This window comes from Rhodoglobus sp. G.S.4, from assembly GCF_056619605.1.
In genome coordinates this window covers 1362337-1386444 of sequence record NZ_CM152748.1, presented here as the reverse complement: position 1 = coordinate 1386444, position 24108 = coordinate 1362337, and the positions used below count along the sequence as shown (strand labels likewise).

At 57.4% G+C, this 24108-nt stretch carries 24 protein-coding genes, 1 tRNA gene and 1 pseudogene; 18 read left to right on the top strand and 8 right to left on the bottom strand.

Annotated features, from left to right (window positions below; genetic code table 11):
- Positions 1-63: 63 nt before the first annotated feature.
- Positions 64-528, bottom strand: a pseudogene (locus AC061P_RS06750) (RNase H family protein); the annotation flags it as partial.
- Positions 529-654: 126 nt separating this feature from the next.
- Between AC061P_RS06750 and AC061P_RS06745 the strand changes: the two are divergent.
- The 3 genes from AC061P_RS06745 to AC061P_RS06735 are packed head-to-tail and all read left to right on the top strand — an operon-like array spanning position 655 to position 3350.
- Entirely contained in the window at positions 655-1428 is a 774-nt protein-coding gene (locus AC061P_RS06745) for an ABC transporter ATP-binding protein (RefSeq protein WP_480392138.1), read from the top strand.
- A complete protein-coding gene (locus AC061P_RS06740) occupies positions 1410-2981 on the top strand; it encodes a transporter (protein ID WP_480392137.1) in 1572 nt (523 codons plus the stop codon). The genes AC061P_RS06745 and AC061P_RS06740 overlap by 19 nt, the downstream gene beginning before the upstream one ends.
- A gap of 48 nt (positions 2982-3029) precedes the next feature.
- Entirely contained in the window at positions 3030-3350 is a 321-nt protein-coding gene (locus AC061P_RS06735; protein WP_480392136.1) for a hypothetical protein, read from the top strand.
- A gap of 40 nt (positions 3351-3390) precedes the next feature.
- Here the strand turns inward: AC061P_RS06735 and AC061P_RS06730 are convergent, their stop codons facing one another.
- Together AC061P_RS06730 and AC061P_RS06725 are read right to left on the bottom strand one after the other, a co-directional pair.
- Entirely contained in the window at positions 3391-3675 is a 285-nt protein-coding gene (locus tag AC061P_RS06730) for a GNAT family N-acetyltransferase (RefSeq protein WP_480392135.1), read from the bottom strand.
- A 9-nt stretch (positions 3676-3684) separates the two neighbouring features.
- On the bottom strand, positions 3685-4170 hold the full coding sequence (locus tag AC061P_RS06725) for a glutathione peroxidase (protein WP_480392134.1): 486 nt from the start codon (positions 4168-4170) through the stop codon (positions 3685-3687).
- Between the two features lie 122 nt (positions 4171-4292).
- Here AC061P_RS06725 and AC061P_RS06720 point away from each other — a divergent pair, with 122 nt between their 5' ends.
- The 3 genes from AC061P_RS06720 to AC061P_RS06710 all read left to right on the top strand — a co-directional run bounded on the left by AC061P_RS06720 (position 4293) and on the right by AC061P_RS06710 (position 7354).
- A complete protein-coding gene (locus AC061P_RS06720) occupies positions 4293-5231 on the top strand; it encodes a J domain-containing protein (protein WP_480392133.1) in 939 nt (312 codons plus the stop codon).
- 99 nt (positions 5232-5330) lie between these two features.
- Positions 5331-6599, top strand: a complete 1269-nt coding sequence (locus AC061P_RS06715) for an APC family permease (protein ID WP_480392132.1) — start codon at positions 5331-5333, stop codon at positions 6597-6599.
- A 38-nt stretch (positions 6600-6637) separates the two neighbouring features.
- Entirely contained in the window at positions 6638-7354 is a 717-nt protein-coding gene (locus tag AC061P_RS06710; RefSeq protein ID WP_480392167.1) for an endonuclease/exonuclease/phosphatase family protein, read from the top strand.
- 1 nt (position 7355) lies between these two features.
- On the opposite strand, the gene AC061P_RS06705 is transcribed toward AC061P_RS06710, so the two are convergent.
- The 4 genes from AC061P_RS06705 to AC061P_RS06690 all read right to left on the bottom strand — a co-directional run bounded on the left by AC061P_RS06705 (position 7356) and on the right by AC061P_RS06690 (position 11714).
- Positions 7356-8819, bottom strand: coding sequence for a SulP family inorganic anion transporter (locus AC061P_RS06705; RefSeq protein WP_480392131.1), 1464 nt, complete (start codon positions 8817-8819; stop codon positions 7356-7358).
- A 278-nt stretch (positions 8820-9097) separates the two neighbouring features.
- Complete coding sequence (locus tag AC061P_RS06700) at positions 9098-10798, bottom strand: ABC1 kinase family protein (RefSeq protein WP_480392130.1); 1701 nt, start codon at positions 10796-10798, stop codon at positions 9098-9100.
- A 37-nt stretch (positions 10799-10835) separates the two neighbouring features.
- Complete coding sequence (locus tag AC061P_RS06695) at positions 10836-11402, bottom strand: PadR family transcriptional regulator (RefSeq protein ID WP_449646631.1); 567 nt, start codon at positions 11400-11402, stop codon at positions 10836-10838.
- Between the two features lie 228 nt (positions 11403-11630).
- A tRNA-Leu gene (locus tag AC061P_RS06690) sits at positions 11631-11714 on the bottom strand.
- Between the two features lie 152 nt (positions 11715-11866).
- Between AC061P_RS06690 and AC061P_RS06685 the strand changes: the two genes are divergently transcribed.
- Both AC061P_RS06685 and AC061P_RS06680 read left to right on the top strand, forming a co-directional pair.
- Positions 11867-13198 carry a M20/M25/M40 family metallo-hydrolase gene (locus tag AC061P_RS06685; RefSeq protein ID WP_449646630.1) on the top strand — a complete coding sequence of 444 codons (1332 nt, stop codon included), beginning with the start codon at positions 11867-11869 and terminating at the stop codon, positions 13196-13198.
- 24 nt (positions 13199-13222) lie between these two features.
- Positions 13223-14074, top strand: coding sequence for an undecaprenyl-diphosphate phosphatase (locus AC061P_RS06680; protein ID WP_480392129.1), 852 nt, complete (start codon positions 13223-13225; stop codon positions 14072-14074).
- An 18-nt stretch (positions 14075-14092) separates the two neighbouring features.
- Here the strand turns inward: AC061P_RS06680 and AC061P_RS06675 are convergent, their stop codons facing one another.
- The gene (locus AC061P_RS06675) at positions 14093-15028 is read right to left on the bottom strand and encodes a proteasome assembly chaperone family protein (RefSeq protein WP_480392128.1); all 936 of its coding nucleotides are present in this window, start codon (positions 15026-15028) and stop codon (positions 14093-14095) included.
- Between the two features lie 65 nt (positions 15029-15093).
- Here AC061P_RS06675 and AC061P_RS06670 point away from each other — a divergent pair, with 65 nt between their 5' ends.
- From AC061P_RS06670 to AC061P_RS06625, 10 genes are all read left to right on the top strand, one after another.
- Entirely contained in the window at positions 15094-15765 is a 672-nt protein-coding gene (locus tag AC061P_RS06670) for an HAD family hydrolase (RefSeq protein ID WP_449646627.1), read from the top strand.
- Positions 15762-16748 carry a tRNA (adenine-N1)-methyltransferase gene (locus AC061P_RS06665; protein WP_449646626.1) on the top strand — a complete coding sequence of 329 codons (987 nt, stop codon included), beginning with the start codon at positions 15762-15764 and terminating at the stop codon, positions 16746-16748. Before AC061P_RS06670 ends, AC061P_RS06665 begins: the two co-directional genes overlap by 4 nt.
- A 10-nt stretch (positions 16749-16758) precedes the next feature.
- Positions 16759-17760 carry an FKBP-type peptidyl-prolyl cis-trans isomerase gene (locus AC061P_RS06660; RefSeq protein ID WP_480392127.1) on the top strand — a complete coding sequence of 334 codons (1002 nt, stop codon included), beginning with the start codon at positions 16759-16761 and terminating at the stop codon, positions 17758-17760.
- Positions 17761-17807: 47 nt separating this feature from the next.
- Complete coding sequence (locus AC061P_RS06655) at positions 17808-18791, top strand: helix-turn-helix transcriptional regulator (RefSeq protein ID WP_480392126.1); 984 nt, start codon at positions 17808-17810, stop codon at positions 18789-18791.
- Positions 18784-19767, top strand: a complete 984-nt coding sequence (locus AC061P_RS06650) for a helix-turn-helix transcriptional regulator (protein WP_480392125.1) — start codon at positions 18784-18786, stop codon at positions 19765-19767. Before AC061P_RS06655 ends, AC061P_RS06650 begins: the two co-directional genes overlap by 8 nt.
- 8 nt (positions 19768-19775) lie before the next feature.
- On the top strand, positions 19776-20123 hold the full coding sequence (locus AC061P_RS06645) for a hypothetical protein (protein WP_480392124.1): 348 nt from the start codon (positions 19776-19778) through the stop codon (positions 20121-20123).
- Entirely contained in the window at positions 20102-20503 is a 402-nt protein-coding gene (locus tag AC061P_RS06640; RefSeq protein ID WP_480392123.1) for a hypothetical protein, read from the top strand. Before AC061P_RS06645 ends, AC061P_RS06640 begins: the two co-directional genes overlap by 22 nt.
- Before the next feature lie 81 nt (positions 20504-20584).
- Positions 20585-20803, top strand: coding sequence for a Sec-independent protein translocase subunit TatA (gene tatA / locus AC061P_RS06635; RefSeq protein ID WP_449646620.1), 219 nt, complete (start codon positions 20585-20587; stop codon positions 20801-20803).
- A 47-nt stretch (positions 20804-20850) separates the two neighbouring features.
- Positions 20851-21609, top strand: coding sequence for a twin-arginine translocase subunit TatC (gene tatC / locus AC061P_RS06630; protein WP_480392166.1), 759 nt, complete (start codon positions 20851-20853; stop codon positions 21607-21609).
- Between the two features lie 55 nt (positions 21610-21664).
- A complete protein-coding gene (locus AC061P_RS06625; protein WP_449646619.1) occupies positions 21665-24097 on the top strand; it encodes a DEAD/DEAH box helicase in 2433 nt (810 codons plus the stop codon).
- The last annotated feature ends 11 nt before the right edge of the window (positions 24098-24108 follow it).

Genomic DNA, 24108 nt, shown 5'->3' with positions numbered 1-24108 from the left:
CGCCTAGAACAGTGGGGAGATCTCGTCTGAAAGAGAACTGCCGAGCGAAGCATCGCTAGCAGCAGCACCAGGGTATCCCGGGCCTACTGGGCACTCGCTGCGGCGTTGGAATGCTTCAGCTGCACCGCGCGCCCGAACGTCAGCAGCTTCATTGAGCGGATGCCCCACATGACCGCGAACCCATTCGAACCGGTACCGTCGCCCGACGATGGCGTCATCGATCTGCTTAAGAAGGTCGACATTCATGACGGGTTTGCCATCGCTCTTGCGCCAGCCCTTTTTCTTCCAACCAGGCATCCATTTAGTGACCGAGTTGATCACGTATTGGCTGTCGCACAAGATCAGAAGGTCATCATCGACATGCGTGGTTGCGCGAAATAGCTGAAGCACGGCCATGAGCTCGCCTTGATTGTTCGTTGCATGATCCCAGCCACCGGCCGCCCACGTGCTCTCGTCGACGTACCAGGCCCACCCTGCTGGTCCGGGATTGCCCAGTGCTGAGCCATCGGCAGCGGCAGTAATCGTCATAACAACCTTTCATCGGTGCGTGCACGGTGTCGTTGGCACCGAACTATTCGACTCTAGTAGCTGCGCATCACCGCAGATTCTGGTGTCAGACGCACAATGAGCACCATTCGGTTTTAGGCTAGTGCCGTGCCCGATGCCAAAACTCTTTTGCCTGCCCTCGAAATCACCGGTCTGACCAAGCGCTTCGGCGAGAAGCTCGCTGTTGGCGCTGTTGATCTGGTTGTTCCCAGCGGCTCTTTTTTTGGACTTGTCGGCCCAAACGGTGCCGGTAAGACAACAACCCTTTCGATGGCAACTGGGCTCCTCCGGCCTGACTCTGGCACAGTGTCGGTTAATGGCCTTGACGTCTGGACCAACCTGGTGGAGTCAAAGAGGCGCCTTGGCGTTCTGAGCGATGGAGTACGACTTTTCGACAGACTCACCGGGCTGCAACTCGTCACCTACTCAGGGCTTCTCAGCGGCATGGAGCGGGCAGTCGTTGCGGAGCGTGCCGCCGATCTTCTTGAGCTCTTCGATCTCGAGGCTGCCGGCGGAACTCTTGTCGTCGATTACTCCGCTGGAATGACTAAGAAGATTGCCCTAGCCTGTGCGCTCATTCATGCGCCGCAAGTGCTCGTTCTTGACGAACCATTTGAGTCCGTCGATCCAGTGTCCGGGGCCAACATCCGCGATATTTTGCACGGATTCGTTGAGTCTGGCGGAACTGTCATCGTGTCGAGTCATGCCATGGACCTCGTGCAACGCATGTGCGATCACGTCGCGGTAATCGCTGATGGCCGTGTTCTCGCTTCGGGAACTACCGACGAAGTCCGGGGAGATTCGACGCTGGAAGACCGGTTCGTGGAACTCGTCGGTGGAAGACGCCACGGAAAGGGCCCCGAGTGGTTGCGCATCTCGTAAGGCTTCGGTTTCGGCTGTTAATCAACAGCCTCAGTCGAAGCCCGTGGCAGGCCGTTGCCGTCATCCTCGGCACCCTCTACGCCCTGTTTCTACTTGCGCTTGCCATCGTTGGCCTTTTCACCCTGAGTTTTGCCCCGGTCGAGGTCGGTCGCACGGTCAGTGTGCTTGGTGGCGCTGTGCTTCTACTCGGGTGGACCGTGCTTCCGCTGTTGAGTTCTGGCATCGATGAGACTGTTGAGCCCTCGAAGCTCGCTGTATTTCCCATCCAAACAAATACCCTCGTGCTTGCTCTCGCGATCAGTGGTTTGTTGGGAGTTCCCGGAGTGATCACGACTCTCGTGACTTTCTCGACGGGACTCATTTGGTGGCAAACTCCGCTGATCGGCGTTGTCGCTGTTATCTGCGGCGCGGTCGGGGCTTCCACCTGCATCATTGGGTCACGGATGCTCGCAGCTCTGACAGTGCGCATCTCCAGTGGGCGTCGTGCTCGCGAAGCGAAGACAATCTTGGTTTTGATCCCATTGATCTTGCTTGGCCCGGCGATACTGGGTATTTCTTCGCTATTGCGCGATTTCTCCGGGATCTTTCCCGCCATCGCTGGAGTCGTAGCGTGGACACCCCTTGGTGCCATCTGGGCGGTACCTGGCGATCTCGCGCTCGGCAGCTATGGCTATGCCGTTCTCCATGCCCTCATGGGAATGGCCACTCTCGCAGTTTCCGTGTTCGTCTGGCGCTGGGCACTCGACCGTGCTCTTGAACGCCCTGGCCACTCGACGACCAGTACAGCAACTCGGCGAGGTCTCGGGTGGTTCAGAGTATTTCCTGGTACGGCAAGCGGTGCTGTCGCTGCACGGGCGTTGACGTACTGGATTCGCGATCCGCGCTACACCCAGTCCCTGATAAGCGTTCCGCTTGTGCCAGCGCTCGTGTTTTTCTATAGCGGAGCGAGCGGCGATCTCACGGGATTGCTCTTTGTTGGGCCCATTGTCGCGGTGCTGCTCGGGATGTCCATTTATACGGATGTCTCATACGACAACACTGCTTTCAGCCTCCACCTCCAAACTGGCGTCAGCGGTCGCGCTGATCGTTGGGGAAGGGTGTTGGCGGTATCAACGTTTGCCATACCGGTCACCATTTTTCTGACCGTAGCAAGCGTCTGGGTCAGCAACAGCTGGGAGAGACTTCCTGGCCTTCTCGGCATCGCGCTCGGGCTGCTTCTGACCGGACTTGCGCTGTCATCGCTCGTATCAGGTCGCTTCGCATTCTCCGTTCCGGCCCCCGGTGATAATCCATTCAAGTCACGCCCAGGTGGCGGATTCACGTTAATGCTGTCCATGTTGGCCTCATGGACCGCTTTGACGGTTTTGACGCTTCCTGAAATGATTCTGGCTCTGCTCGGCATCGCAACAGATCAACCGCTACTCGGATGGCTTGCCCTCGGTATCGGAGTAGGGCTCGGCACGGGGTTGCTCATCATTGGTGTTCGATGGGGCGGCAAACTAGTGGATGACCACGGTCCCGAGCTTCTTGTTCAGTTGCAGCGCCAAAAGTAGCTCCACAATTGTGACGCAGCGCCCAGCTAAGGGGCGTATTTTTTGCCCATGAGCGACGATCCATCTCGAATGAGAAACCAGCCGGCCCTGACCACTAATTCGGGAACGAGCTGGCTCATCGTCGGTGCCCTCTTTGCGGCGATCACTATCGCGATGCTTTCGGCACTGGCAACGCTGCCGCCATCTGGATTAGCGTTCGCGACGATTGCGGTGATTTCCGCGCTCTATGCGGGGATGCTCATTGCACGATTCCTCGTGCGCACCCGAAAACTCCGCCTCAGATTAATCGCCGCGTGTTTTCTCGCGATCGCCCTAGTCGGGCTCGTATCTGTGATTGTTATTGCTGCCGTGAACTGGGCACCACTGTAACGTCGAGACAGAAGAATCGTCGCGGCAGAAGTAGCGGGAACTAGCGAGAGAGAAGTTCTGCACGAGTCGGATTGGCATCGAACCACTCGGCGATATACCAGCACATCGGCAGAACTCGTTTCGATGAATTCGATTCAACGTCGTCCATGGCGAATTTGACCAATTGTGCCGCATACCCTTTGCCGCGATGGGCGGGCTGAGTGTAGGTATGGTTGAACGAAATCGAGCTCCCCTGTGACCGATAGTCTGCGACAGCGACGAGCGCGCCATCGACGTTCATCACGTAGCGGTTCGAGTCAGCTTCATGCACAAATTGGGTAGTCATCGATCTACCCTATGCGGGGAGTGCTGCTTCAATTGCACCGACGATAGCGGGGTCATCCGGAACCACCGTCGGACGAAAGCGCTGCACTTCATTGTCGGGAGTGACCAAGAACTTCTCGAAGTTCCACGCGACGCGACCGGCCTTGCCTGCACTATCAGGAGTCTTCTTGAGCTCCGCGTAGAGCGGGTGAGCAGACTTGCCGTTGAGCTTCACTTTCTCGAACATGGGAAAAGTCACACCCCACGTCATGGAGCAATATTCTTTAATCGCGTCTTCACTCCCGAGTTCTTGCAAAAACTGGTTGCTCGGAAAACCCAAGACTGCGAATCCACGCTCGCCATAGGTCTTTTGTAGTTGTTCGAGCTGCTCGTATTGCGGTGCGAGGCCGCAACGCGAAGCTACGTTGACGATGAGAACCACCTTGTCGCGAAAATCAGCGAGCGAGGTTGTGGAGCCATCAATAGTGGTCAGAGGGATGTCGCGAAGATCAGTCACACTGATAACGCTACGCCCGCAGGCTGGGCACTCGCCTACGACATCCCGTGTGTTACCAGCGAGGTTCGGTAATGTGGGGGATTCACCCGAAACTGCGTCAGCCACCCAGCGAAAGCGAGTCCATGCCCGATAGCCCCTTGTCAGCGAGTGCCTACGAGGTGCTTGGTGTTGAGGCCTCGGCTAGTGACGCTGAGCTTAAGAAGGCTTTTCGTCGTGCGCTTCGGCAGACTCACCCCGATACTGGGGGAAATCCTGAGAAGTTTGCCGCCGTTCAGCGTGCGTGGGAACGCGTGGGAACTCCGGAGAAACGGCGCGGCTACGATGCCGTCTTCTCTTCCCGCTCGACTTCACCCCAATCTTCTCGTCCGTCGTACGCCGCCGGCACGAGCACAAACTCGCGCGAAAGCTCTCGCCCGAAGGCTCGGGCCTACGGGCATCCAGGCGGATGGCGACGGGAGCGTTTTCTTGACGGCATGCGCGAGTGGGTTGGCCGGGGAGTCAGCCTCGATGATCCTTACGATCCGGCTCTCGTCAGAGGAGCACCGCGCGAACTACGTCGAACACTCGCGGATGCCCTCGCCGAAGAGGCAACTGCTCGTACGATTAGCACTCTCGGAATCGGATTCACCGTGTGGCATGACGTCGCGACGGGAGCCCCCGACCGCAAGATTGATCACGTCGTTCTCGGGCCCACCGGACTATTCGCGATGCTCTCCGAAGACTTTGGCGGACCGGTAAAGGTTCGCCGCGGCGAGCTAATCGGACCCGCTGTCCAGCCAGAGAAACCCATGCACGAGTTGTCCTCTCGAGCGAAGGCGCTGAGTCGTCAGCTGAACGTCGCATTCACCTGTTTCGTGATAGTCGTTCCCGATCAAGCCCTCGCTCAACCGCAGGCGTCTCTTGGAATCGTTCGAGGACAACCAGCAATCGTGGTGCGTCAGAGCGTTCTCGCACACTTACTGCGCACCGGTCCTGAAATTTCCGGTACCCGACATCTTGGCGGCAATGAGCTTTTCGACGTACGCACCAGGCTCAGTAATGGAATTTCCTTCGTCGACTAGAACGTAGTCCCCAACGTTTCTCAGTTCGTTGCACACTGTTCACCCGACGATCGATGTCGCGCGCCTCTGGCCCAACTCCGCCACGAGTATGGTGATCTTGTGAATACACACGCCACGCTTGCTCGGCGGTTGACCACATTTGACGCCACGATGATTGGTCTTGGCTCAATGATAGGTGCCGGGGTATTCGCCGCATTCGTGCCAGCCGCACACGCCGCCGGTGGTGGGCTAGTGATCGGCCTGCTAATTGCGGCAGCGGTGGCGTGGAGCAACGCCGCGGCCTCCGCGCAACTTGCCGCCGTGCATCCAGTAGCCGGAGGTACATATGCCTACGGCCGGGCACAGCTCGGTCCGTGGTGGGGGTTCTTCGCCGGCTGGTCATTTGTGATCGGCAAGACAGCAAGTTGTGCCGCTATGGCACTGGTGTTTGCGGCCTACATCGCACCGGCTGGTTGGGAAAAGCCCACTGCCATCGCTGCGGTCGTGTCCCTCACCGCGGTGAATTTACTCGGGGTGACACGCACTGCACTCGCGACAAAAGTCATGGCCACCGCCGTCATTATGGTGCTAATCGGCGTTCTCATTGCGACGATCAGCTCGTCCTCCTTCACCCCTCAGCTCTTTTCACTTGTCGACGACACCAGCGTCTACGGGATACTCCAGTCGGCCGGGATACTATTCTTTGCCTTCGCTGGCTACGCCCGTATCGCGACCCTTGGCGAAGAAGTTCTGGCGCCCCAACGCTCAATTCCTCGCGCGATCATGATCGCACTCGCTATCACCGTAGCTCTCTACCTTGCTCTCGGAGTAGTCATGCTCTCTGTGCTTGGAGTGGATGGGCTAGCTCACTCGAAAGCACCGGTCGCCGATGTAGCCAACGCGGTTGGATGGGGATGGGCATCCGGCCTCATCTCGCTAACAGCGGGCGTTGCTTCACTCGGCGCACTACTGGCTCTGATGGCCGGCATCAGCCGGACGACGTTTGCCATGGCGCGAAACAGCGATGTGCCACCGTGGCTGGGCGCGGTTCACCCTCGATTCGCCGTGCCTCACCGTGCGGAGATTTTCCTTGCGATCATCGTCATCGTGGTGATTCTCCTAGCTGACCTTCGAGGGGCGATTGCCTTCTCGTCGTTTGGAGTTCTGCTTTACTACTGTGTAGCGAACGTCGCAGCTTTTACTCAGCCCACAGCACAACGCCGTGTACCGCGACTCATCAATGTTCTTGGGGCGGCGGGATGCGTCCTGCTGGTGGCGACGTTACCTGTCATGGGCATTGCTGTTGGGGCTGTCATCCTGATCCTAGGGATTCCTGTGCGTTTCTTGTCGAATCGACAATCTCCCGCACTTTCAGATCATGGCGCATAGGCTAGTTCTCTCTTAAGAAAGAGGTATTTGGATTCGTGATTCGCGTAATTAGCTACAACCTCCGCAAAAATAAAGCAGCCGCCGAATTGGCGAAGCTCGCAGAAACACCCGACCTCGATGCCCTGTGCCTCCAAGAGGTCATTTCATCTGAGCTTCCCACTGAGATTGGTGACCTGCACCTTGCCGACTCAACCAAAAACAACCGGCTGGGACTTGCCGTCTACTATCGGCGAGGACGATACGAGCAAACTGCGAGCCAAGCGTTTGAACTCAAGAAGTCGCTTCATGACCGAATCTTCACGCCGACCCCTGAGCGCCTCGTAGGTTCGCGACTCATCGATCGCGACTCCGGACACGAGCTTGTGCTTGCTTCGTTCCACGCCGCTCCGCTCACCGCCCTCAACTCGTTGCGGCGCAACCAAATAAAGGCCGCTCACGAACTACTGCAGACGCTCGGTTCAGGCGCGCCGATCCTCATGGTGGGTGATTACAATTACCCTCTGTTCAAAGATGGCCTCACCCAGAAGGTGAAAAAGACTGGTTACGACCTGTCTCTCAGCGACCGTATGACCTACACGAATTATAAATTCTTCCGCGGGCACTTCGACTTTGTCACGTCTCAGGGCTTCACGATCGAAGGTGTAGAAACTCTGACCCGAGGTTCTTCAGATCATCTACCCATCTTGGTCACGGCGGCGTACGGAACAGCCAACACCCACCACTCCACTATTTCTGTGGAGCCTCTCGCAAACTGAGTTAGCCTTCGCCCCCGAGGTTTCCCGCAAGACGCTCGTGCATATACTGACTGGCTTCATTGAGGCCAATCAGTACAACGCGCTTTCCGAGGCGCTCGTACTTCGTAGTGATTGCATCAAGGGCGGCAACTGTGGAGGCGTCCCAAATATGGGAGTTTGACATATCGATGATGACCCGGTCAGGGTCATCCGAATACTCGAACTGCGTCGTCAGATCGTTGCTGGAGGCGAAGAAGAGTTCGCCATTCACACGGTAATACGCGGTAGGAACCGTCTCATCTTCGGGCAAAGTGCGTTCGACTGTCGCAAAGTGAGCAACGCGACGAGCAAAGGCCACCATCGCTACGATGACTCCAACGAGAACGCCAACCGCAAGGTTGTGAGTTGCGACAACCACGACGACCGTCGCAACCATAACGACAGTCTCGCTCAGGGGCATGCGCTTGAGAGTCGAGATCTGCACGCTGTGCCAGTTGAACGTCGACACCGCGACGATGATCATCACAGCGACGAGTGCAGCCATCGGGATGATGGCAACGACGTCGCCAAGTACGACAACCAGAATGAGCAAGAAGATACCAGCCAAGAACGTCGAGATGCGGGTTCGAGCCCCGGATGCCTTGACGTTGATCATGGTTTGACCGATCATCGCGCATCCGCCCATTCCGCCGAACAGGCCAGAGAGCACATTCGCGACGCCTTGACCCCAAGCTTCACGAGTTTTGCGAGAGTGAGTGTCTGTGATGTCGTCGACAAGTTTTGCCGTCAACAGCGACTCAAGGAGCCCAACAAGCGCCACCGCGAGGGCAAACGGGCCGATTATTTGCAGCGTCTCCCACGTGAGAGGGACATTCGGGATGAACAGCTCAGGAAGACTGCGAGGGAGCTCGCCCTGATCCCCGACGTTGGGCACGGCGATCGCCATAGTGACAGTGGCGATGGTGATCAGGACGATGGCTACCAGCGGAGCAGGAATGACCCTAGTGAAGCGCGGCATCAGCACCATGATGATCAGGCCGACACCGACGAGGGGGTAAACCATCCACGGCACATTAATGAGGTGGGGCAACTGCGCCATGAAGATCAAAATTGCGAGGGAGTTCACGAAGCCGAGCATCACGCTCCGGGGGATAAACCGCATGAGCTTCGCGACGCCCAGTACGCCCATGATGACTTGAAGTAGCCCACCAAGAATTACCGTCGCAATGAAGTAGTCCATACCGTATTCGCGGGCGACGGGCGCGATCACCAAAGCGATCGCTCCCGTAGCGGCGGTGATCATTGCTGGCCGACCGCCGAGGAATGCGATCGACACGGCCATAACGAAAGAAGAGAAGAGCCCGACTCGAGGGTCGACGCCCGCGATGATCGAGAACGAAATGGCTTCAGGAATCAAAGCTAATGCGACAACCAACCCCGCCAGTACCTCGCGGGTAAGGATTCGCGGTGTGCGCAAAGCCGTCATGACTGAGGGTTCGGCGCGGTAGCGATTAGGACGAGGCGATTGTGCGATGGCGATAATATTCTCCTGCGAAAGGCGCCACACGCGGGCGCAGTGTACTGAATGCTTAAGGAGCCTAGGTGCGAGATATGCACGGCTGAATACCAGCGACATTGCCGACTAGAGACCAGAGGTAGCCTGGCTAGACAAGAGCGGACAACAGCAGATTCGACTGGGTCCTTCTAACACGATAGCCGATCGCACAGATTCGCGGGTGACTCCCAGCAATCCCTTCGCGGGGATTAGAAGCGACGTCTAGTCGATAATATCCCGCCGAGTACGGCGTGCAGGAGGGGCAGGATCGACACAATCATGAGTACGACGCCGAAATTCGGCTCCGTTGGCTTCAGCAGGATGCCCCCAATGAGTAGTCCGGCGAACAAGACAGCGGACAACACTCGTCGCACGAGCTGCTCCACCACCCGCAACCGTTTGTCGACGCTTGGCGTCTCTACCGCTAGTTGACCACGTTGCATAAGCGTCGCAACGCTCTCCAGCTGCTGAGGCAGTCGCAGAAGGAGGCCAGCTGAGGAGAGCGCTTGCTTCGCAAACTCCTTGATTGTTCCGCTACCTTCATCGACAGCGAGGCGCTGGGCGAACGGCTCAATCGCCGTCCAGACGTTGTACTTCGAGTTCAGGTTGCTAGCCACGCCAGAAGTCACCGAGACTGAGCGGATGATCAGCAAGAAGTTCTCGGGAAGCTGGAACGGCATTGTCCGCACCACATCACTGAACTCGTTTCCAAAGGCCCGGAATTCTTGCGGGTCGACTTTTTGGAGCTCGCTAAATCCCATTCCCCCGAAACGGTCGAATAGTTCACCCATCGCGCGTTCGAGAGGCGCAGTCTCTGCGGTACGAAGCAGGATGCCCATATCTCGGACGCTGGCAACAAGGCCTGGGGCGTCTCTCGCGGCCGCGGCAATGATGAGTCGTTGTAGTCCGCGGCTGAGGTTTTCGGGCACTTCTCCCATCATGCCAAAGTCAATGAACGTGAGCGTCCAATCAGGGGTAGATTGGTCAACTCGTTCTGGGTCAGCTGGAGTGACGAATATGTTGCCAGGGTGCGGGTCGGCGTGGAAGAAGCGGTGCATAAAAAGTTGCTCAAACATCGCACGCGATAATTCGTCGGCGACTTCGGCTGGGTCGATACCAGCCTCTTCGAGTCGCTGCACGTCGTTGATTTTGATCGCCGTCGCGTCAGAGAGCGTCAGGATACGTCGCGTGGAACGCTCCCACACCACCACGGGTGCCTCTACTCGCGGGTCATCAGCAAAGTTGTCTGCGAATCTTTCGGCATTGCTTCCCTCATTGAGGTAGTCAATCTCGCGCAGACTAATGATTGCGAATTCTTCGAGAAGCGCTGGCAAATCCACGCGTCGCGAGATAAAGCGCACACGACTCAGCCACCGCGCAACACGCCGAAGGGCCGAGAGGTCGACCTCAATTATTTCGCCGATTCCTGGGCGCTGCACCTTGACGACTACATCGCTAAACCCGACATCCGTCGCCTCCGACGGTGTCAGGCGCGCGCGATGAACTTGACCAAAGGAGGCAGCAGCAATGGGGGTTGAGTCGAAGAACGCGTAAGCACGCTCAAGGGGGAGCCCGAGTTCGCGCTCAGCGCAGTCTACGATCAAAGCAAAGTCGACCGCTGGCACTTCATCCTGAAGTCCCTCTAGCTCTCGAGTGATTTCAGCCGGCAACACATCAAGGCGGGAGGACATAAATTGTCCGACCTTGATCATGAGTCCGCCTAAATCGACGGCGAGGGTGTGGAAGTTTCGGGCGATGTGAGCTGCGCGTGCAAGTCGGCGGCGGGCGGCGATCCGTTCGAGACCGAACCGGGGGAGTACGAGTTCAAACCACCATTCGAGAACCATGTACCGAGCAGCGAAACGCAGTATCCGACGATAGCGGGCGCGCAGGTGTCTGGTCTCGGTCATGGATTCTCCCTAGTGCCGACTACTCGGCGCCATTTGGTCAGTCTTGGGCGAGGATTGCGTAAAGCTTACGACGCGCATCGTCCACAACGGCGATTGCTTCTTCGACCTGTTCGGGGCTACCACTTCGCATGATCGGGATCACGGCTTCTGCCAGTTTGGCGGCAGCATGAGGCAGTGCTGTGGGCCGCGAAGAGTCGTGCGACTCCGAATCGTGCCATGGTGCTGGACGGCTCGACTTCACTTCGTCGTGCCCCTTCTCCGTCAACGTGTAGGTCTTCTTACCGTCGGCTTCGTGCGCCTCGATAAGCCCCTCATCGGCGAGTAGCTGGAGTGTCGGGTAAACAGAGCCAGGGCTGGGCTTCCACGCACCTTTACTGCGGCTTTCGATTTCGTGAATGATCTGGTAGCCGTGCATCGACTCTTCAGCAAGAAGAGAAAGGATGGCGACACGCACATCTCCGCGTCCCATCCGCGGCGATACGCGGCGCTCAAATTCTGAGCGCACGTTGTCGAGCGCATCCCAGAGACCCTGGCCGGCATGGTCAAAAGCTTCTGCGAACGGACGGCGCGAGTTGCGGCCGCCGGTTCCAAATGAGTTGTTCATGGTGGTCCTCCATTCCGCGGGGCGGGGCACGAGAGGCCCTGCCGATACTCAACGATACATCGTTAACTATTTGCCGAAGGAAAACCACAGGAAACTTGCAGAAGCCGTCAGCGCATACCGGCCGAGTGGGATACGGCTCCGAGGAACGAAAAAAGGCCGGCAGCCGTATAAAACGACCTACCGACCTAATCTCTCAACTACTGATTCGTTAGTCCGAATCATTCGCTGTGCGCGAAGGGGGACTTGAACCCCCACGCCCTTACGGGCACTAGCACCTCAAGCTAGCGCGTCTACCAATTCCGCCATCCGCGCGCATCAGCGGCGCTCTAAGAGCACCGCCGAGATAAGAGAATAGCATCATTTCTGAGCACACAATGACGCGTCCCGTGCACGGCTCCACGCGAGGCTGATCGACCAAACCGTGGCGTGCAGATTTTTCCCGGTCAGACGGCTAGCGTGGCCTTATGACTTCTGAGCCATCTCTTGAGCGCACCGCTCGCATCGCGCAAGATCTCATCCGCTTCGACACTTCTAACTACGGTGAGGGGCGATCCAACGGAGAGACTGTTGCCGCTGAGTACCTAGGCGCACTTCTTGAAGAGATGGGTTTGACGACCCAGTACTTTGATGCCGCCACTGGTCGCACCACCGTCGTGGCTCGTGTCGAAGGCAGCTACGACACCGAATCGTCGGCACCACATGCGAAAGAACGCCCCGCCTTGATCCTGCACGGGCACACCGACGTTGTGCCGGCAGATCCAAAAAACTGGTCTGTTGATCCGTTCGGTGGAGAGATCCGGGACGGCCTACTTTGGGGCCGCGGTGCCGTGGACATGAAAAACATGGATGCCATGATCGTCACCGCTCTCGGCGACATTTTGGGAGCTGGCAAACGACCAGCGCGCGACCTCATCATCGCTTTCTTCTCAGACGAGGAGAACGGTGGCGAATTCGGTTCGCACTTCATGGTTGATCACCACGCCGACGTCTTTGACGGCGCGACCGAAGCCATCAGCGAAGTTGGCGGATACTCCGTTGATCTCCAAGGCCAGCGCGCCTACTTGCTGCAAACCGGCGAGAAAGCGCTTGTGTGGATCAAACTCACCGCGCGAGGCATGGCCGCCCATGGTTCGCGAGTAATCAGCAACAATGCAGTCACAAAACTTGCCGAGGCAGTCGCAATCTTGGGTCGTCAAGAGTGGCCAGTGCGGCTCACCGACACAACAACGTTGCTGATCTCCGAATTGTCGCGCATCCTCAAAATCGACCCAGAAGTAGTTGGACCAGACGAGCTAATCCTGGCAACGGGTACTGCCTCGGGATTCCTGCAGGCGACACTGCGGACCACCAGCAACCCGACACTCTTGAACGCCGGCTACAAGCACAATGTGATTCCCGACTTTGCCGAAGCACTCATCGACATCCGCACACTTCCCGGCGAAGAGGATGAGGTTCTCGCTCAAGTGCGCGCACTACTGCCTGACGAAATTGAGATCGAAATCATGCACCGCGACATTGGGCTCGAAACCAGTTTCGATGGTCCGCTGGTCGATGCCATGATCGGCAGCCTCAATGTATTTGACCCGGGAGCTCCTGTATTGCCCTATCTCATGTCTGGCGGCACAGACAACAAGGCTCTCAAGCGGTTAGACATTACCGGCTACGGATTCGCGCCGCTCCAATTGCCCCCGGAGATCGACTTCCCCGGCATGTTCCATGGCGTTGATGAACGTGTGCCGTTGGACGCACTAGTCTTTGGCAGGCAGGTTCTCGGAGACTTGCTTCTCAAGTACTAGTTTTCACCTGATCGGAAGCGCTCCATGGGTTTTATCGAGGCCATTATTCTTGGGCTTGTTCAGGGACTCACCGAGTTTCTGCCGATATCGTCGAGCGCCCACTTGCGCATCATGGGCGAGTTTCTTCCCTCCGCGAGCGACCCAGGCGCAACATTCACGGCAATCACCCAGTTGGGCACAGAACTGGCCGTCATCCTCTACTTCCGCAAAGACATTGCCCGAATTCTGAGCCGCTGGTTTCAACAGTTTCGAAAGCCCAGCGGGTCTCACCGTGAGGTAGTCGACAAGAATCATCCGGATGTTCGGCTCGGCTGGCTGGTCATCATCGGTACGGTCCCGATCGTAATCGTCGGATACTTTGCCCAGGAGTACATCCGTTCCACGTTCCGCTCGCTCTGGTTGGTCGCGACCGTGCTCATTGTCTTCGGCATCATCTTGGGAATCGCTGACTACCTCGGGAAGCGCACTCGTGCACTCGATGAAATGACCTACGGCCACGGCATCACCATCGGCCTCGCGCAGGTGCTCGCACTCGTGCCCGGTGTTTCCCGCTCCGGCTCAACCATGACTGCCGGACTCGCCCTTGGCTATACTCGCCCCGCTGCAGCACGTTTCGGCTTTCTCCTAGCGATCCCCGCTGTCTTTGGCAGCGGACTCTATGAACTCGTCCACAGCTTTGGTGAGTCAAACCACGTGTTTACCTATGCCGAAACTGCGGTCGCAACAGTGATCGCGTTCATCGTGGGGTATGTCGTCATTGCCGCCCTCATGCGGTACATCGAAAAGCGCTCGTTCTTGCCGTTTGTCATTTATCGCGTAGCACTCGGCGTGACGTTATTTGTGCTGCTATCTCTCAACACCATTCAGCCGGTGTAGTGCGTCGCCAGCCAGAATCTAGTCTTTACCGCGCCACGGCTCATCGCCGGCGGAACCCTGATCGGGCTTATCGTCTCCGCGACGAAGATACTTCTCAAATTCTTGAGCGATCGCCTCACCACTAGCTTCGGGGGAGTCAACAGTGTCGCGCGCCTGCTCCAACTGCTCGATGTAGGACGACATGTCGTCATCTTCGCCGGCAAGAGCGTCAATGCCTGTTTCCCAGTCGGTGGCCTCCGTTACGAGGTCGCCTCGAGGAATCACGACATCCACAATTTCTTCAAGCTTGTCGATGATCGCCAGAGTTGCCTTAGGCGATGGCGCATTGTGCACATAGTGCGGAACGGATGCCCAGATCGACATAGTGGTGATGCCTGCCGCTTCAGCAGCCTGACCCAACACCGAAAGAATCCCCACTGGCCCCTCGTAGTTGCTTCGCTCAATTTCTAAAGCAGAACGCACCGAAGGGTTTTCACTAGAGGTAAAGACCGAAATTGGTCGCGTGTGCGGAACGTCAGCCAGCATTGCGCCAAGGAAAACGATCGACGTAATGCCGTTGTCAACAACGGTTTCGAGAATGTCTGTCGTGAACGCCTTCCATGATCGCGAAGGCTCAGTTCCCAGCAGCAAGTAAATGTTCGACTGGTTGTTCGCACTGAGTTGCAATTCCGCATCAGCGGCGATGCTATCCGGACGAACGGTATTGGGGCGGGACGGTCCATAAATGGTTACCGAGGGCCAAGTAAGCGACCGATTGCCGTCATCATCATGCGCGACCATGGGCCGATTAAATTGATAGTCGAAGTAGTCTTCAGGATCGACTTCGGCGATGGGGTAGACGTCTAATTGCTCTTTGAGGGATTTGACGGCACCGCTGGCCGCTTCTCCGGCGTCATTCCACCCCTCGAAGGCGACGACCAAGAGTCGTCCGTTCGCGAATGGGGTGTTAGTCACTTGGCTCCTTTAGGTCGAGTGCCACGAATGTCACTAGGTCAAGGATAGAACTACGATGGTGCGTTGTGACTCATTCCACTCCGGCTGCCGTTTTATGGGACATGGACGGCACCCTCATAAATTCCGAACCATACTGGATTTCCGCCGAGGTCCAGCTCGTCGAAGCGTTCGGAGGTGAGTGGACGCATGACGACGCTATGGCTGTCGTTGGCAGCGGCCTATTCAACTCAGCACGAGCTATGCAAGCCAAGGGTGTTGAACTCGATGAGCAAACTATTGTTGATCGGCTCACCGATCAGGTGATGACACAGCTGCGAGAATCCGGAATCCCCTGGCGTCCAGGCGCCCGTGAGTTGCTGCTTGAGCTTCGAGAAGCCAACATACCGACCGCCCTTGTCACCATGTCGATAGGGCGCATGGCGCACCATGTCGTCGACAATCTTGGTTTCCACGGTTTCGACGCGGTGATTTCGGGAGATGACGTCGAGAATCCGAAGCCTCATCCGCAGCCGTACCATGTCGGCGCTGACGCCCTCGGGGTTGACATTGATGATTGCGTTGCCATCGAAGACTCCCCACCGGGCGCCACTTCAGCCTTCAGCGCTGGAGCAACGGTAGTGGGAGTTCCTTTTATGGTCGACATTCCCGAAGATCAGACTCATGCGCTCTGGCCGACACTTGCCGGGCGCACGCTCGAACATCTCTCAGAACTTCACGCAAAGGTAGCAACTCGATGACTGACGTATTCCGACGACAGAGCGGCGAATTCCGCGTAGGTGACCGTGTTCAGCTCACAGGACCAAAGGGCCGCCTCAACACGGTTACCCTCGAGCCTGGGGGAGCATTCCACACTCACCGGGGTGTGCTGAGCCATGACGTCATCATCGGCCTTCCGGATGCCAGTGTGGTCACGTGTTCCAACGGCATCGAATATTTGGCGATGCGACCGCTGCTCACCGATTTCGTCATGTCGATGCCCCGCGGTGCCGCAATTATTTATCCGAAGGATGCCGCACAGATCATTGGCCAAGCCGATGTATTTCCGGGAGCCCACGTTGTGGAGGCTGGTGTTGGCTCCGGCGCACTCTCCCTGTGGCTTTTGCGCGCCATCGGACCGAGTGGCCAGTTGAGTTCATTCGAACGACGTGAAGAGTTCTCAGAGATTGCTCAGTCGAACGTTGAAGCATTCCTCGGCGCGAAGCCCGAAAACTGGTCGGTAACTGTTGGTGATCTTCAGGAACAACTGCCAGCATCCGTTGAACCTGGGTCTGTCGACCGTGTGGTTCTCGACATGCTCGCTCCGTGGGAATGCATCGAAGAGTGCGCCACCGCGCTGACGCCAGGCGGAGTGCTGCTGTGCTACATCGCCACCGTCACACAGCTGTCACGTGTTGCTGAAGCGATTCGCGCAACCGGACTCTTCACTGAACCTGATTCCAATGAAACTATCGTGCGCGGCTGGCACGTCGAGGGCCTTGCCGTTCGTCCAGATCACCGCATGGTTGCCCACACAGGGTTCCTGATGACGGCGCGCCGTCTGGCGCCCGGCTCCGTATTGCCGGAACTCAAGCGCCGCGCATCCAAAACTGACTTCAGCGATGAGGATGTCGAGATCTGGACTCCCGGTGCACTGGGGGAGCGCAGCGCGAGCGCTAAGCGCCTGCGCAAGACTGCGCGTGAAGCGAAGGCGGCGGCTGAAGCCGCGTCTTCAGACCGGTAGAGTGATGGCGATGTCTGTGTCGATGAAAAGAGTATTTGTGCGCAAGCTTGCAGTGGTGGCCCTGAGCGCCGGAATCGTTGTTTCGTTGAGCGGTTGCGCCAACGGCCCCTTCAATCTGGCTGCGTGTACTCCGCTGTTTTCTTCGGGCAGCAACGCGGCTCTCGTCACAACCGGCGGAGACCTCAGCGCCGACCCCGAAGCGGAATTTCCGACTCCACTCATTGCCGATGGCATCTCAAGTGAGGTGACGACGGTTGGTGATGGCGAACAGCTCAACGATGGAGACGTTGCCACACTGCAAATCACGATTTACAACGGCGAAACTGGCGAACAGCTAATCTCCACGGGTCACGACAGCGCCGGTCTCCGTGTTCCCGTTACCGAGCGCGCACCGCACTTTGGCGAGATCGCACAATGCTCGACGGTTGGATCGCGCATTGTCACTGTGGGAACCGCTGGCGAGATCTTGGGCGCCGAAAATATCACTCAGAACCAGCTTCCGCTAACCGATAGTGACACCATCGTGATGGTTAGCGACGTTGAAACCCGCTATCCGGGCAAGGCTGACGGCACAAACCAGGTTCCCCCGTCCGGTCTTCCTGCCGTGGTCCTGGCACCGAATGGTCAGCCTGGCTTTACGTTCCCCGGAACAGAAGCACCGAGTGAACTTAAGGTGGCAACGCTCAAGGCTGGAGACGGTCAAACGGTAGCCAAGGGCGACCTTGCCGTGATGCACGTGAGTGGCATCGAGTGGGATGCCGACGACACCTTTACCAACAGTTGGGAAGAAGCTGGCGTTCCCGGAACCTATCTCATCGAGAGCAGCGAAACTTCGGACCGTGGACTTCCTCCGGGGCTTGCTAAGGCACTCATCGGAAAAAAGGTCGGCTCGCAGGTTCTCGTTGTTCTCCCGCCAGACGTTGGATTTGCCGAGGGCACAGCTCCAGACGGGGTGACTAGCGGATCCACATTGGTATTCGTTTTCGACATTCTGGGAATCCAAGAGCAGTAATCGTTCAACTAGACACGGCCGGGTGTCAGAGACATAGGATTTGACTCGTGCCAGTACCCAAAGTTCCCAACGAGGAGCGACTTTTTAGCTTGGTGTTAGCCTTGCTGTCGTCCGAGGCCGGACTGACGAAGAGCGAAATCTTGTCGACCGTCCAGGGCTACCGTCAACGGTTCGTGCACTCGGGCGATAACTCCAACCTTGAGCGCCAATTTGAGCGCGATAAGGATGATGTTCGCGAACTCGGGGTACCGCTCGAGACGATGGAATCTCCCGAGCAGGCTGGCAACAACCACAACCTTCGCTACCGTATTCCACGGGTCGATTACGAGCTTCCGGACGACATCAGTTTCTCGGCTGAAGAGTCGACGCTTCTCGGGCTCGCCGCAATGGTGTGGCGTGAAGGTTCGCTGTCTGAAGAATCGCGCCGAGCAATGGTCAAGCTTCGTTCGCTCGGCATTGCTACTGCCGAGCCGGTGCTGAGTTACGCCCCGCAATTGCGAGTGCGCGAACAATCTTTCGAGCCGTTGCGGTCAGCGCTCGATAAGCGGGTTTTGGTTTCGTTTGACTATCTGAAACCGGGGGAGCAGTCATCAACGCAGCGCACGGTCGCGCCGCTTGCGCTCGTTCAGCATCAGGGCCGCTGGCATTTGTATGCCAAAGATCCAGCGACAGATCGTTTTAAGACGTTCCTCCTTCGCCGCATCGTGAGCCCCGTGCGTGCAAGCAAGAAGCCATCCGATGAATCAACGGTGGATGCCGCTGCTCGCGCACTTGCCGAGCTGGAAGCTGTCTGGCAATCCAATGTCGCAGTTGTGCGAGTCGAGCCAGGAACAGATGCAGCTACCCGATTGAGCAAGCGCCGGGGCGCTACAAAACGCGCAACCGCAGACCTCGAGCTCCACTTCACCGACATTAATATTTTTGCTGATGAGCTGGCAAGTTTTGGGCCTGAAGTACTCGTGATTTCTCCTCACGCTGTACGTGCTGCCGTCATCGAACGCTTGACGAGAACGGCGGCTGACCATGGCTAAGAAAGTTCAACCACTTCGCGCGCAAGACAAGCTGGTCTATTTGCTCGCTCTTGTTCCCTATTTGATGGATCGCGATCGCGTGAGCGTATCGGAAGCCGCCGCGCACTTTGGGGTTCCTGAACAACAGATTCGGGACGCCGTGCGGTTGATTGCGGTGTCGGGAATTCCTGGCGAGACGTCGACCTATCAAGACAGCGACCTGTTCGATATCGCGTGGGATGATTTCGAAGAGAACGACCAGATCGTGCTCACCCACATGGTCGCCATCGACGACTCACCGCGGTTCTCTGCGCGCGAGGCATCCGCGCTTATCGCTGGTCTTCAATACCTCTCTGGTCTGCCAGAGCATGCTGACCGAGCTGCGATCGCGACCCTCATGTCGAAACTTTCGCGTGGAGCCTCCGCTCAGCCGACCGCAATGGGCGTTGAAGCAAGCGATCTTGATGAGACTCTTGCCCTGATTCGTGAGTCAGTTGCCGCGGGCACGCAGATCGAGTTCGACTACCTCAATTCGCGGGGAGAGTCAGAGCGTCGCCGCATCGATCCGCTGCGGGTTGAATCTGTGGACACTGATTGGTATGTCCGGGGTTGGTGTCACTCTCGGGAAGACGTGCGAACGTTCCGTCTTGACCGCATCTCATGCCCGACAATGACTTCGGCACCGATCACCCACACCGCGGCCGATGTGAGCCTTCCAGAGACTCTCTTTGACGCGTCGCCAGAAGACTGTGAGGTCACCATCGAGGTCGTGGAGAGTGCGATCCCTCTCTTGGGAGATTATGTAGCAGACAATGCGCGATTGACTCCTGCAGGGGAGCGCGTACGCACCACGGTTCGTGTTCCCCATTTTCACGGGCTGAAGCGCCTCATTGCTGGGCTCCCGGGCGTTGTGACTGTTGTTGGCCCCGCTGAAGCTCGTGAAGCCGTGGCGTTGTGGGCTCGCTCTGGTGTCGACCGCTATGCGGAATTGCCGTAGGAATTTACATGATTCAGTGGTGGGGATGGCTTCTGATCTGGGCGGGCCTCGTGCTCGCGCTGTTGCTCGTGCTCGGGTTTCTTGCCTACAGATTGTTTCGTAAAGCAATCGATCTGATGCACGAGTTATCTGCCGTTGTCGATAAGACTGCGGCGCTGGATGTTGAAGTCCCGGAACTATCTCAGCCACAGATTGCCATACTCACTCAGATGAGCGAGATTCGAGCACAACGCGATACCCGGCAGCGGCGTCGCTCAGAACTGAAGATCGAACGCCACGAGCGTCGCCTCGCTAGGGCTAAGCGAATCACTAAGCGCGATGCGAACTCGGCTCAATGGCCAGCAGGGTGGTCGTAGTGGGCTGGTTGATCGCTACGGCAATTGTGTTTCTCGCGCTGCTTTGGACTGCGACGAGGCTGCGCCGACGTTCCATCCGCACCATCTTGCTTACCACGGGTGCGCAAACCTCAGCCATCAGCAGCATTTATCGCCGCGGCCGACGGACTCCTCGAATTGCAGTGCGCTACACGGATAACTCCGGTACCGAACGAACAGCGGTGAAAGCACTCCTGAGCGCCGGCGACTCCGAACTGCTCAAGCAGCCTGCCGTCGTTCTTTATCATCCGAAACGTGCCGACCGTTCTGATTACGTTCTCGTCGGTTTTGGAAATCAGCCGCGCACTTGGTTCCCGGTCGATTTCGTATCGAACACCGGCGGGAACACGACTCAAGAGTAGACAAGCCAGCCTTAAGCGCCTCGGCGAGGTGCTAGGTATGATGGCTACACGTAATCTTCGACAGTTAAAGGATGTACCCACATGCTCGGCAATCTCACCGGGGCACACCTGATCATCATTCTGGTGATCGTCCTGCTGTTGTTCGGCGCCCCCAAACTTCCTGGGCTCGCCCGCAGTATTGGTCAATCAATGCGAATTTTCCGCAGCGAGGTCAAGACCATGAAGGACGAAAACGACGGCGATGACACGACCTCGTCGACTTCGGCAGACTCCAACGATTCCACGCCTCCGAAGCCTTAGCTTTTATGCCCCGAACCAGTAGGTGGCGCAACAAGAGCGACGAACGGATGTCGCTGGGAGCGCATCTGATAGAACTGCGTAAGCGGTTGACGATTTCGGCAGTCGCGATCATCGTCACCGCTATTGGCTCCATCTTCATTGTGGAGTACGTCATCGACGCTCTGCGCGCTCCGATTACGAATATCGCGGATGCGACGGGGCGCGGCGCTGCGCTCAACTATGACGCGGTCACCCAAGCGTTCGACATTCACTTCCAGATCATCATTACGGTCGGAATTGTGGCCGCAAGCCCCGTATGGCTTTACCAAGTGTGGGCGTTCTTAGTTCCCGGTTTGGTCCGAAAAGAAAAGCAGTATGCGATCGGGTTCCTTTCAGCCGCTATTCCATTGTTTTTAGCCGGGTGCGCTGCGGGGTGGTTCATCATGCCAAACATCGTGACGCTGCTGCTCAGTTTCGCCGGTGACCAGGATCTCTCGAATTTGAACGCCAAGTACTACTACGACTTCATCGTCAAGCTCATGTTGGCGATCGGAATCGCGTTCGTTCTTCCCGTTTTTATTGTGCTTCTGAACTTTGTTGGCGTGCTCTCGGCCAGCGCGATTCTCAAAGGCTGGAGGGTGGCGATACTGGCGATCTGTCTCTTCACTGCAATGGCAACCCCTGCAGCGGATGTCATCTCAATGTTCCTCCTCGCCATCCCCATGGTGATCCTCTACTTCTCAGCCGCCCTTATCGCGTGGCTCCATGATCGTCGAGCGGCGAAACGGGCGGCACGATTCGATGCCGAGCTCGGCGCCGACCTCTAGTCGCCAACCGTGCGGGATACGTCCGGCTTCGCCGTCACCGCTTAGGCTGTAGTCAATGAGTGATCTGTCTCCCGCCGAACGTTTCGCTGCGGCGAAGAAGCGTCGCGGTTACCCCGTGCTTGAAGCTTTTCGTGCCAGCCAGCGTTTTGATCTTGACGAGTTCCAGGTTTTGGCGTGTCAAGTCGTGGAGGATGACAAGAGCGTCTTGGTGGCAGCACCAACGGGTGCAGGTAAGACAATCATCGCCGAGTTTGCCATCTACCGCGCGATGCAACTCGATGGGCCGAAGGTTTTTTACACCGCCCCAATGAAGGCGCTCAGTAACCAAAAGTTCCAGGAACTGGTCACCGAGTACGGTGCGGAAAATGTTGGACTCCTCACCGGGGATACCAACGTAAACGCAAGCGCGCGCATTGTTGTGATGACGACAGAAGTGTTGCGAAACATGCTGTACGCGAAGTCTGATTTGCTTCGCAGTTTGAGCACCGTCGTCATGGATGAGGTGCATTTTTTGGGCGACCGCTTCCGCGGTGCGGTGTGGGAAGAAGTAATCATCCACCTGCCAGACGACGTTCGCATGGTGTCGCTCAGCGCCACCGTGTCGAACGCTGAGGAGTTCGGCGACTGGTTGCAGGCCGTTCGCGGCGACACCGAAGTTATCGTCTCAGAGCAGCGCCCTGTGCCCCTAGAGCAGCACGTTCTGGTGAGCAGCAAGCTTGTCGACCTATTCGATTCGTCTGGACTGGCCGCAACGAACAGAGTCAACCCCGAACTCGTACAGATGGCGCGGTTTGGCGGGCGAAGTCAGAGCGTGCGCAATCGCAAAAATAGCAGTCGTTACGAATCCCGTGGCGGTCGCCCGGCACGCACCAAGATGGACCGCGCGGATGTTGTCGCGATGCTGTCATCCAAAAATCTCGTTCCGGCAATTTTCTTCATTTTCAGTCGCATGGGTTGCGATCAGGCGGTGAACCAGGTTCTCCGTGCGGGTGTTCGCCTCACGACGGTGCAGGAGCGTGATGAGATTCGCGAGATCGTGGAGGCACGTTGCCGCACTCTTCTCGATGAAGATCTCGCGGTTCTCGGCTATTGGGAGTGGCTCAATGGGCTCGAGCGCGGTGTCGCCGCCCATCATGCCGGCATGCTGCCTGCCTTCAAGGAGGTCGTTGAGGAGCTCTTTCAGAAGAAGCTTGTCAAAGCAGTCTTTGCGACCGAGACTCTTGCTCTCGGCATTAACATGCCGGCGCGCACCGTCGTTCTTGAGAAGCTCGAAAAGTTCAATGGTGAGGCTCGGGTACCGATAACTCCAGGGGAGTACACCCAACTCACGGGGCGCGCTGGCCGTCGCGGTATCGATATCGAAGGCCACTCCGTCATTCAGTGGGTTGACGGTCTCGATCCTCAAGCCGTCGCTTCTTTGGCATCCCGCCGCACTTACCCTCTCAATTCGAGCTTTAAGCCGACCTACAATATGGCGGTTAACTTAATTGAACTCTTTGGTCGCGAACACACGCGCGAAATCTTGGAGTCGAGCTTCGCGCAGTTCCAGGCCGACCGCGCGGTCGTCGATCTTGCGCGCAAGGTGCGTTCACAGAAAAATTCGCTCGAGGGCTACGAGAAATCGATGCAGTGTCATTTGGGTGATTTTGCTGAGTATTCGCGCATTCGTCGGGAATTGAACGATCTTGAGCGCAAAACGACCCCGAAGAATGATCCGAGCCAGCGAGCCGATCGGGATCGGCGCCAGCGCAAACTTGCAAGCCTTCGCAACCAAATGCGCAAACATGATTGTCATGCGTGCCCCGAACGTGAGTCTCATGCTCGCTGGGCTGAACGATGGTGGCGCCTCAAGCGCGAGACCGATCAGCTGAGTCGGCAGATTCAGAATCGCACCGGCGCAGTCGCGAAAATCTTTGATCGAGTTACTGATGTATTGACGCAACTTAATTACATTGAGCCTGGCGCAAACGGCGAGATGACGATCAATGCTCACGGCAGAATCCTTCGGCGCATTTATGGTGAACGCGACCTACTGGTTGCTGAATGTCTTCGCCACGGTTTTTGGAAAGATTTGGATGCCGCGTCGATGGCGGCCATGGCGACCACGCTCGTCTACGAACCTCGCCGCGACGAAGGAGACCTCAGCGATCGTTACCTTCCTCGCGGCCCGTTCCGCGAAGCGTTCGATAAGACCTCAACGTTATGGGCGCAGCTTGATGACCTCGAGCGCGACAACCGTCTGCCAGGAAGCCAACCACTGTCAACGGGCCTTTCGCTCGCGATGTACCGCTGGGCCAACGGAGCCAATCTCGACTCGGTTCTTGATTTGGCGGATATGGCGGCAGGCGACTTTGTTCGATCGACTAAGCAGGCGATCGATCTTCTCGATCAGCTCTCAGTGGTTGCTGACGGTGACGTCGGTCGCACAGCGCGCCAAGCACTCGATGGCATCCGCCGTGGAATAGTCGCCTACAGTTCTGTCGCTTAGGCTCAACGAGT

Coding starts and splice junctions, on each gene's coding strand:
- AC061P_RS06735 (WP_480392136.1), top strand. CDS start 3,030: ATGAGCGACGATCCATCTCGAATGAGAAACCAGCCGGCCCTGACCACT.
- AC061P_RS06730 (WP_480392135.1), bottom strand. CDS start 3,675: ATGACTACCCAATTTGTGCATGAAGCTGACTCGAACCGCTACGTGATG.
- AC061P_RS06720 (WP_480392133.1), top strand. CDS start 4,293: ATGCCCGATAGCCCCTTGTCAGCGAGTGCCTACGAGGTGCTTGGTGTT.
- AC061P_RS06705 (WP_480392131.1), bottom strand. CDS start 8,819: ATGACGGCTTTGCGCACACCGCGAATCCTTACCCGCGAGGTACTGGCG.
- AC061P_RS06700 (WP_480392130.1), bottom strand. CDS start 10,798: ATGACCGAGACCAGACACCTGCGCGCCCGCTATCGTCGGATACTGCGT.
- AC061P_RS06695 (WP_449646631.1), bottom strand. CDS start 11,402: ATGAACAACTCATTTGGAACCGGCGGCCGCAACTCGCGCCGTCCGTTC.
- AC061P_RS06685 (WP_449646630.1), top strand. CDS start 11,867: ATGACTTCTGAGCCATCTCTTGAGCGCACCGCTCGCATCGCGCAAGAT.
- AC061P_RS06680 (WP_480392129.1), top strand. CDS start 13,223: ATGGGTTTTATCGAGGCCATTATTCTTGGGCTTGTTCAGGGACTCACC.
- AC061P_RS06665 (WP_449646626.1), top strand. CDS start 15,762: ATGACTGACGTATTCCGACGACAGAGCGGCGAATTCCGCGTAGGTGAC.
- AC061P_RS06660 (WP_480392127.1), top strand. CDS start 16,759: ATGTCTGTGTCGATGAAAAGAGTATTTGTGCGCAAGCTTGCAGTGGTG.
- AC061P_RS06650 (WP_480392125.1), top strand. CDS start 18,784: ATGGCTAAGAAAGTTCAACCACTTCGCGCGCAAGACAAGCTGGTCTAT.
- AC061P_RS06645 (WP_480392124.1), top strand. CDS start 19,776: ATGATTCAGTGGTGGGGATGGCTTCTGATCTGGGCGGGCCTCGTGCTC.
- AC061P_RS06640 (WP_480392123.1), top strand. CDS start 20,102: ATGGCCAGCAGGGTGGTCGTAGTGGGCTGGTTGATCGCTACGGCAATT.
- tatA (WP_449646620.1), top strand. CDS start 20,585: ATGCTCGGCAATCTCACCGGGGCACACCTGATCATCATTCTGGTGATC.
- tatC (WP_480392166.1), top strand. CDS start 20,851: ATGTCGCTGGGAGCGCATCTGATAGAACTGCGTAAGCGGTTGACGATT.
- AC061P_RS06625 (WP_449646619.1), top strand. CDS start 21,665: ATGAGTGATCTGTCTCCCGCCGAACGTTTCGCTGCGGCGAAGAAGCGT.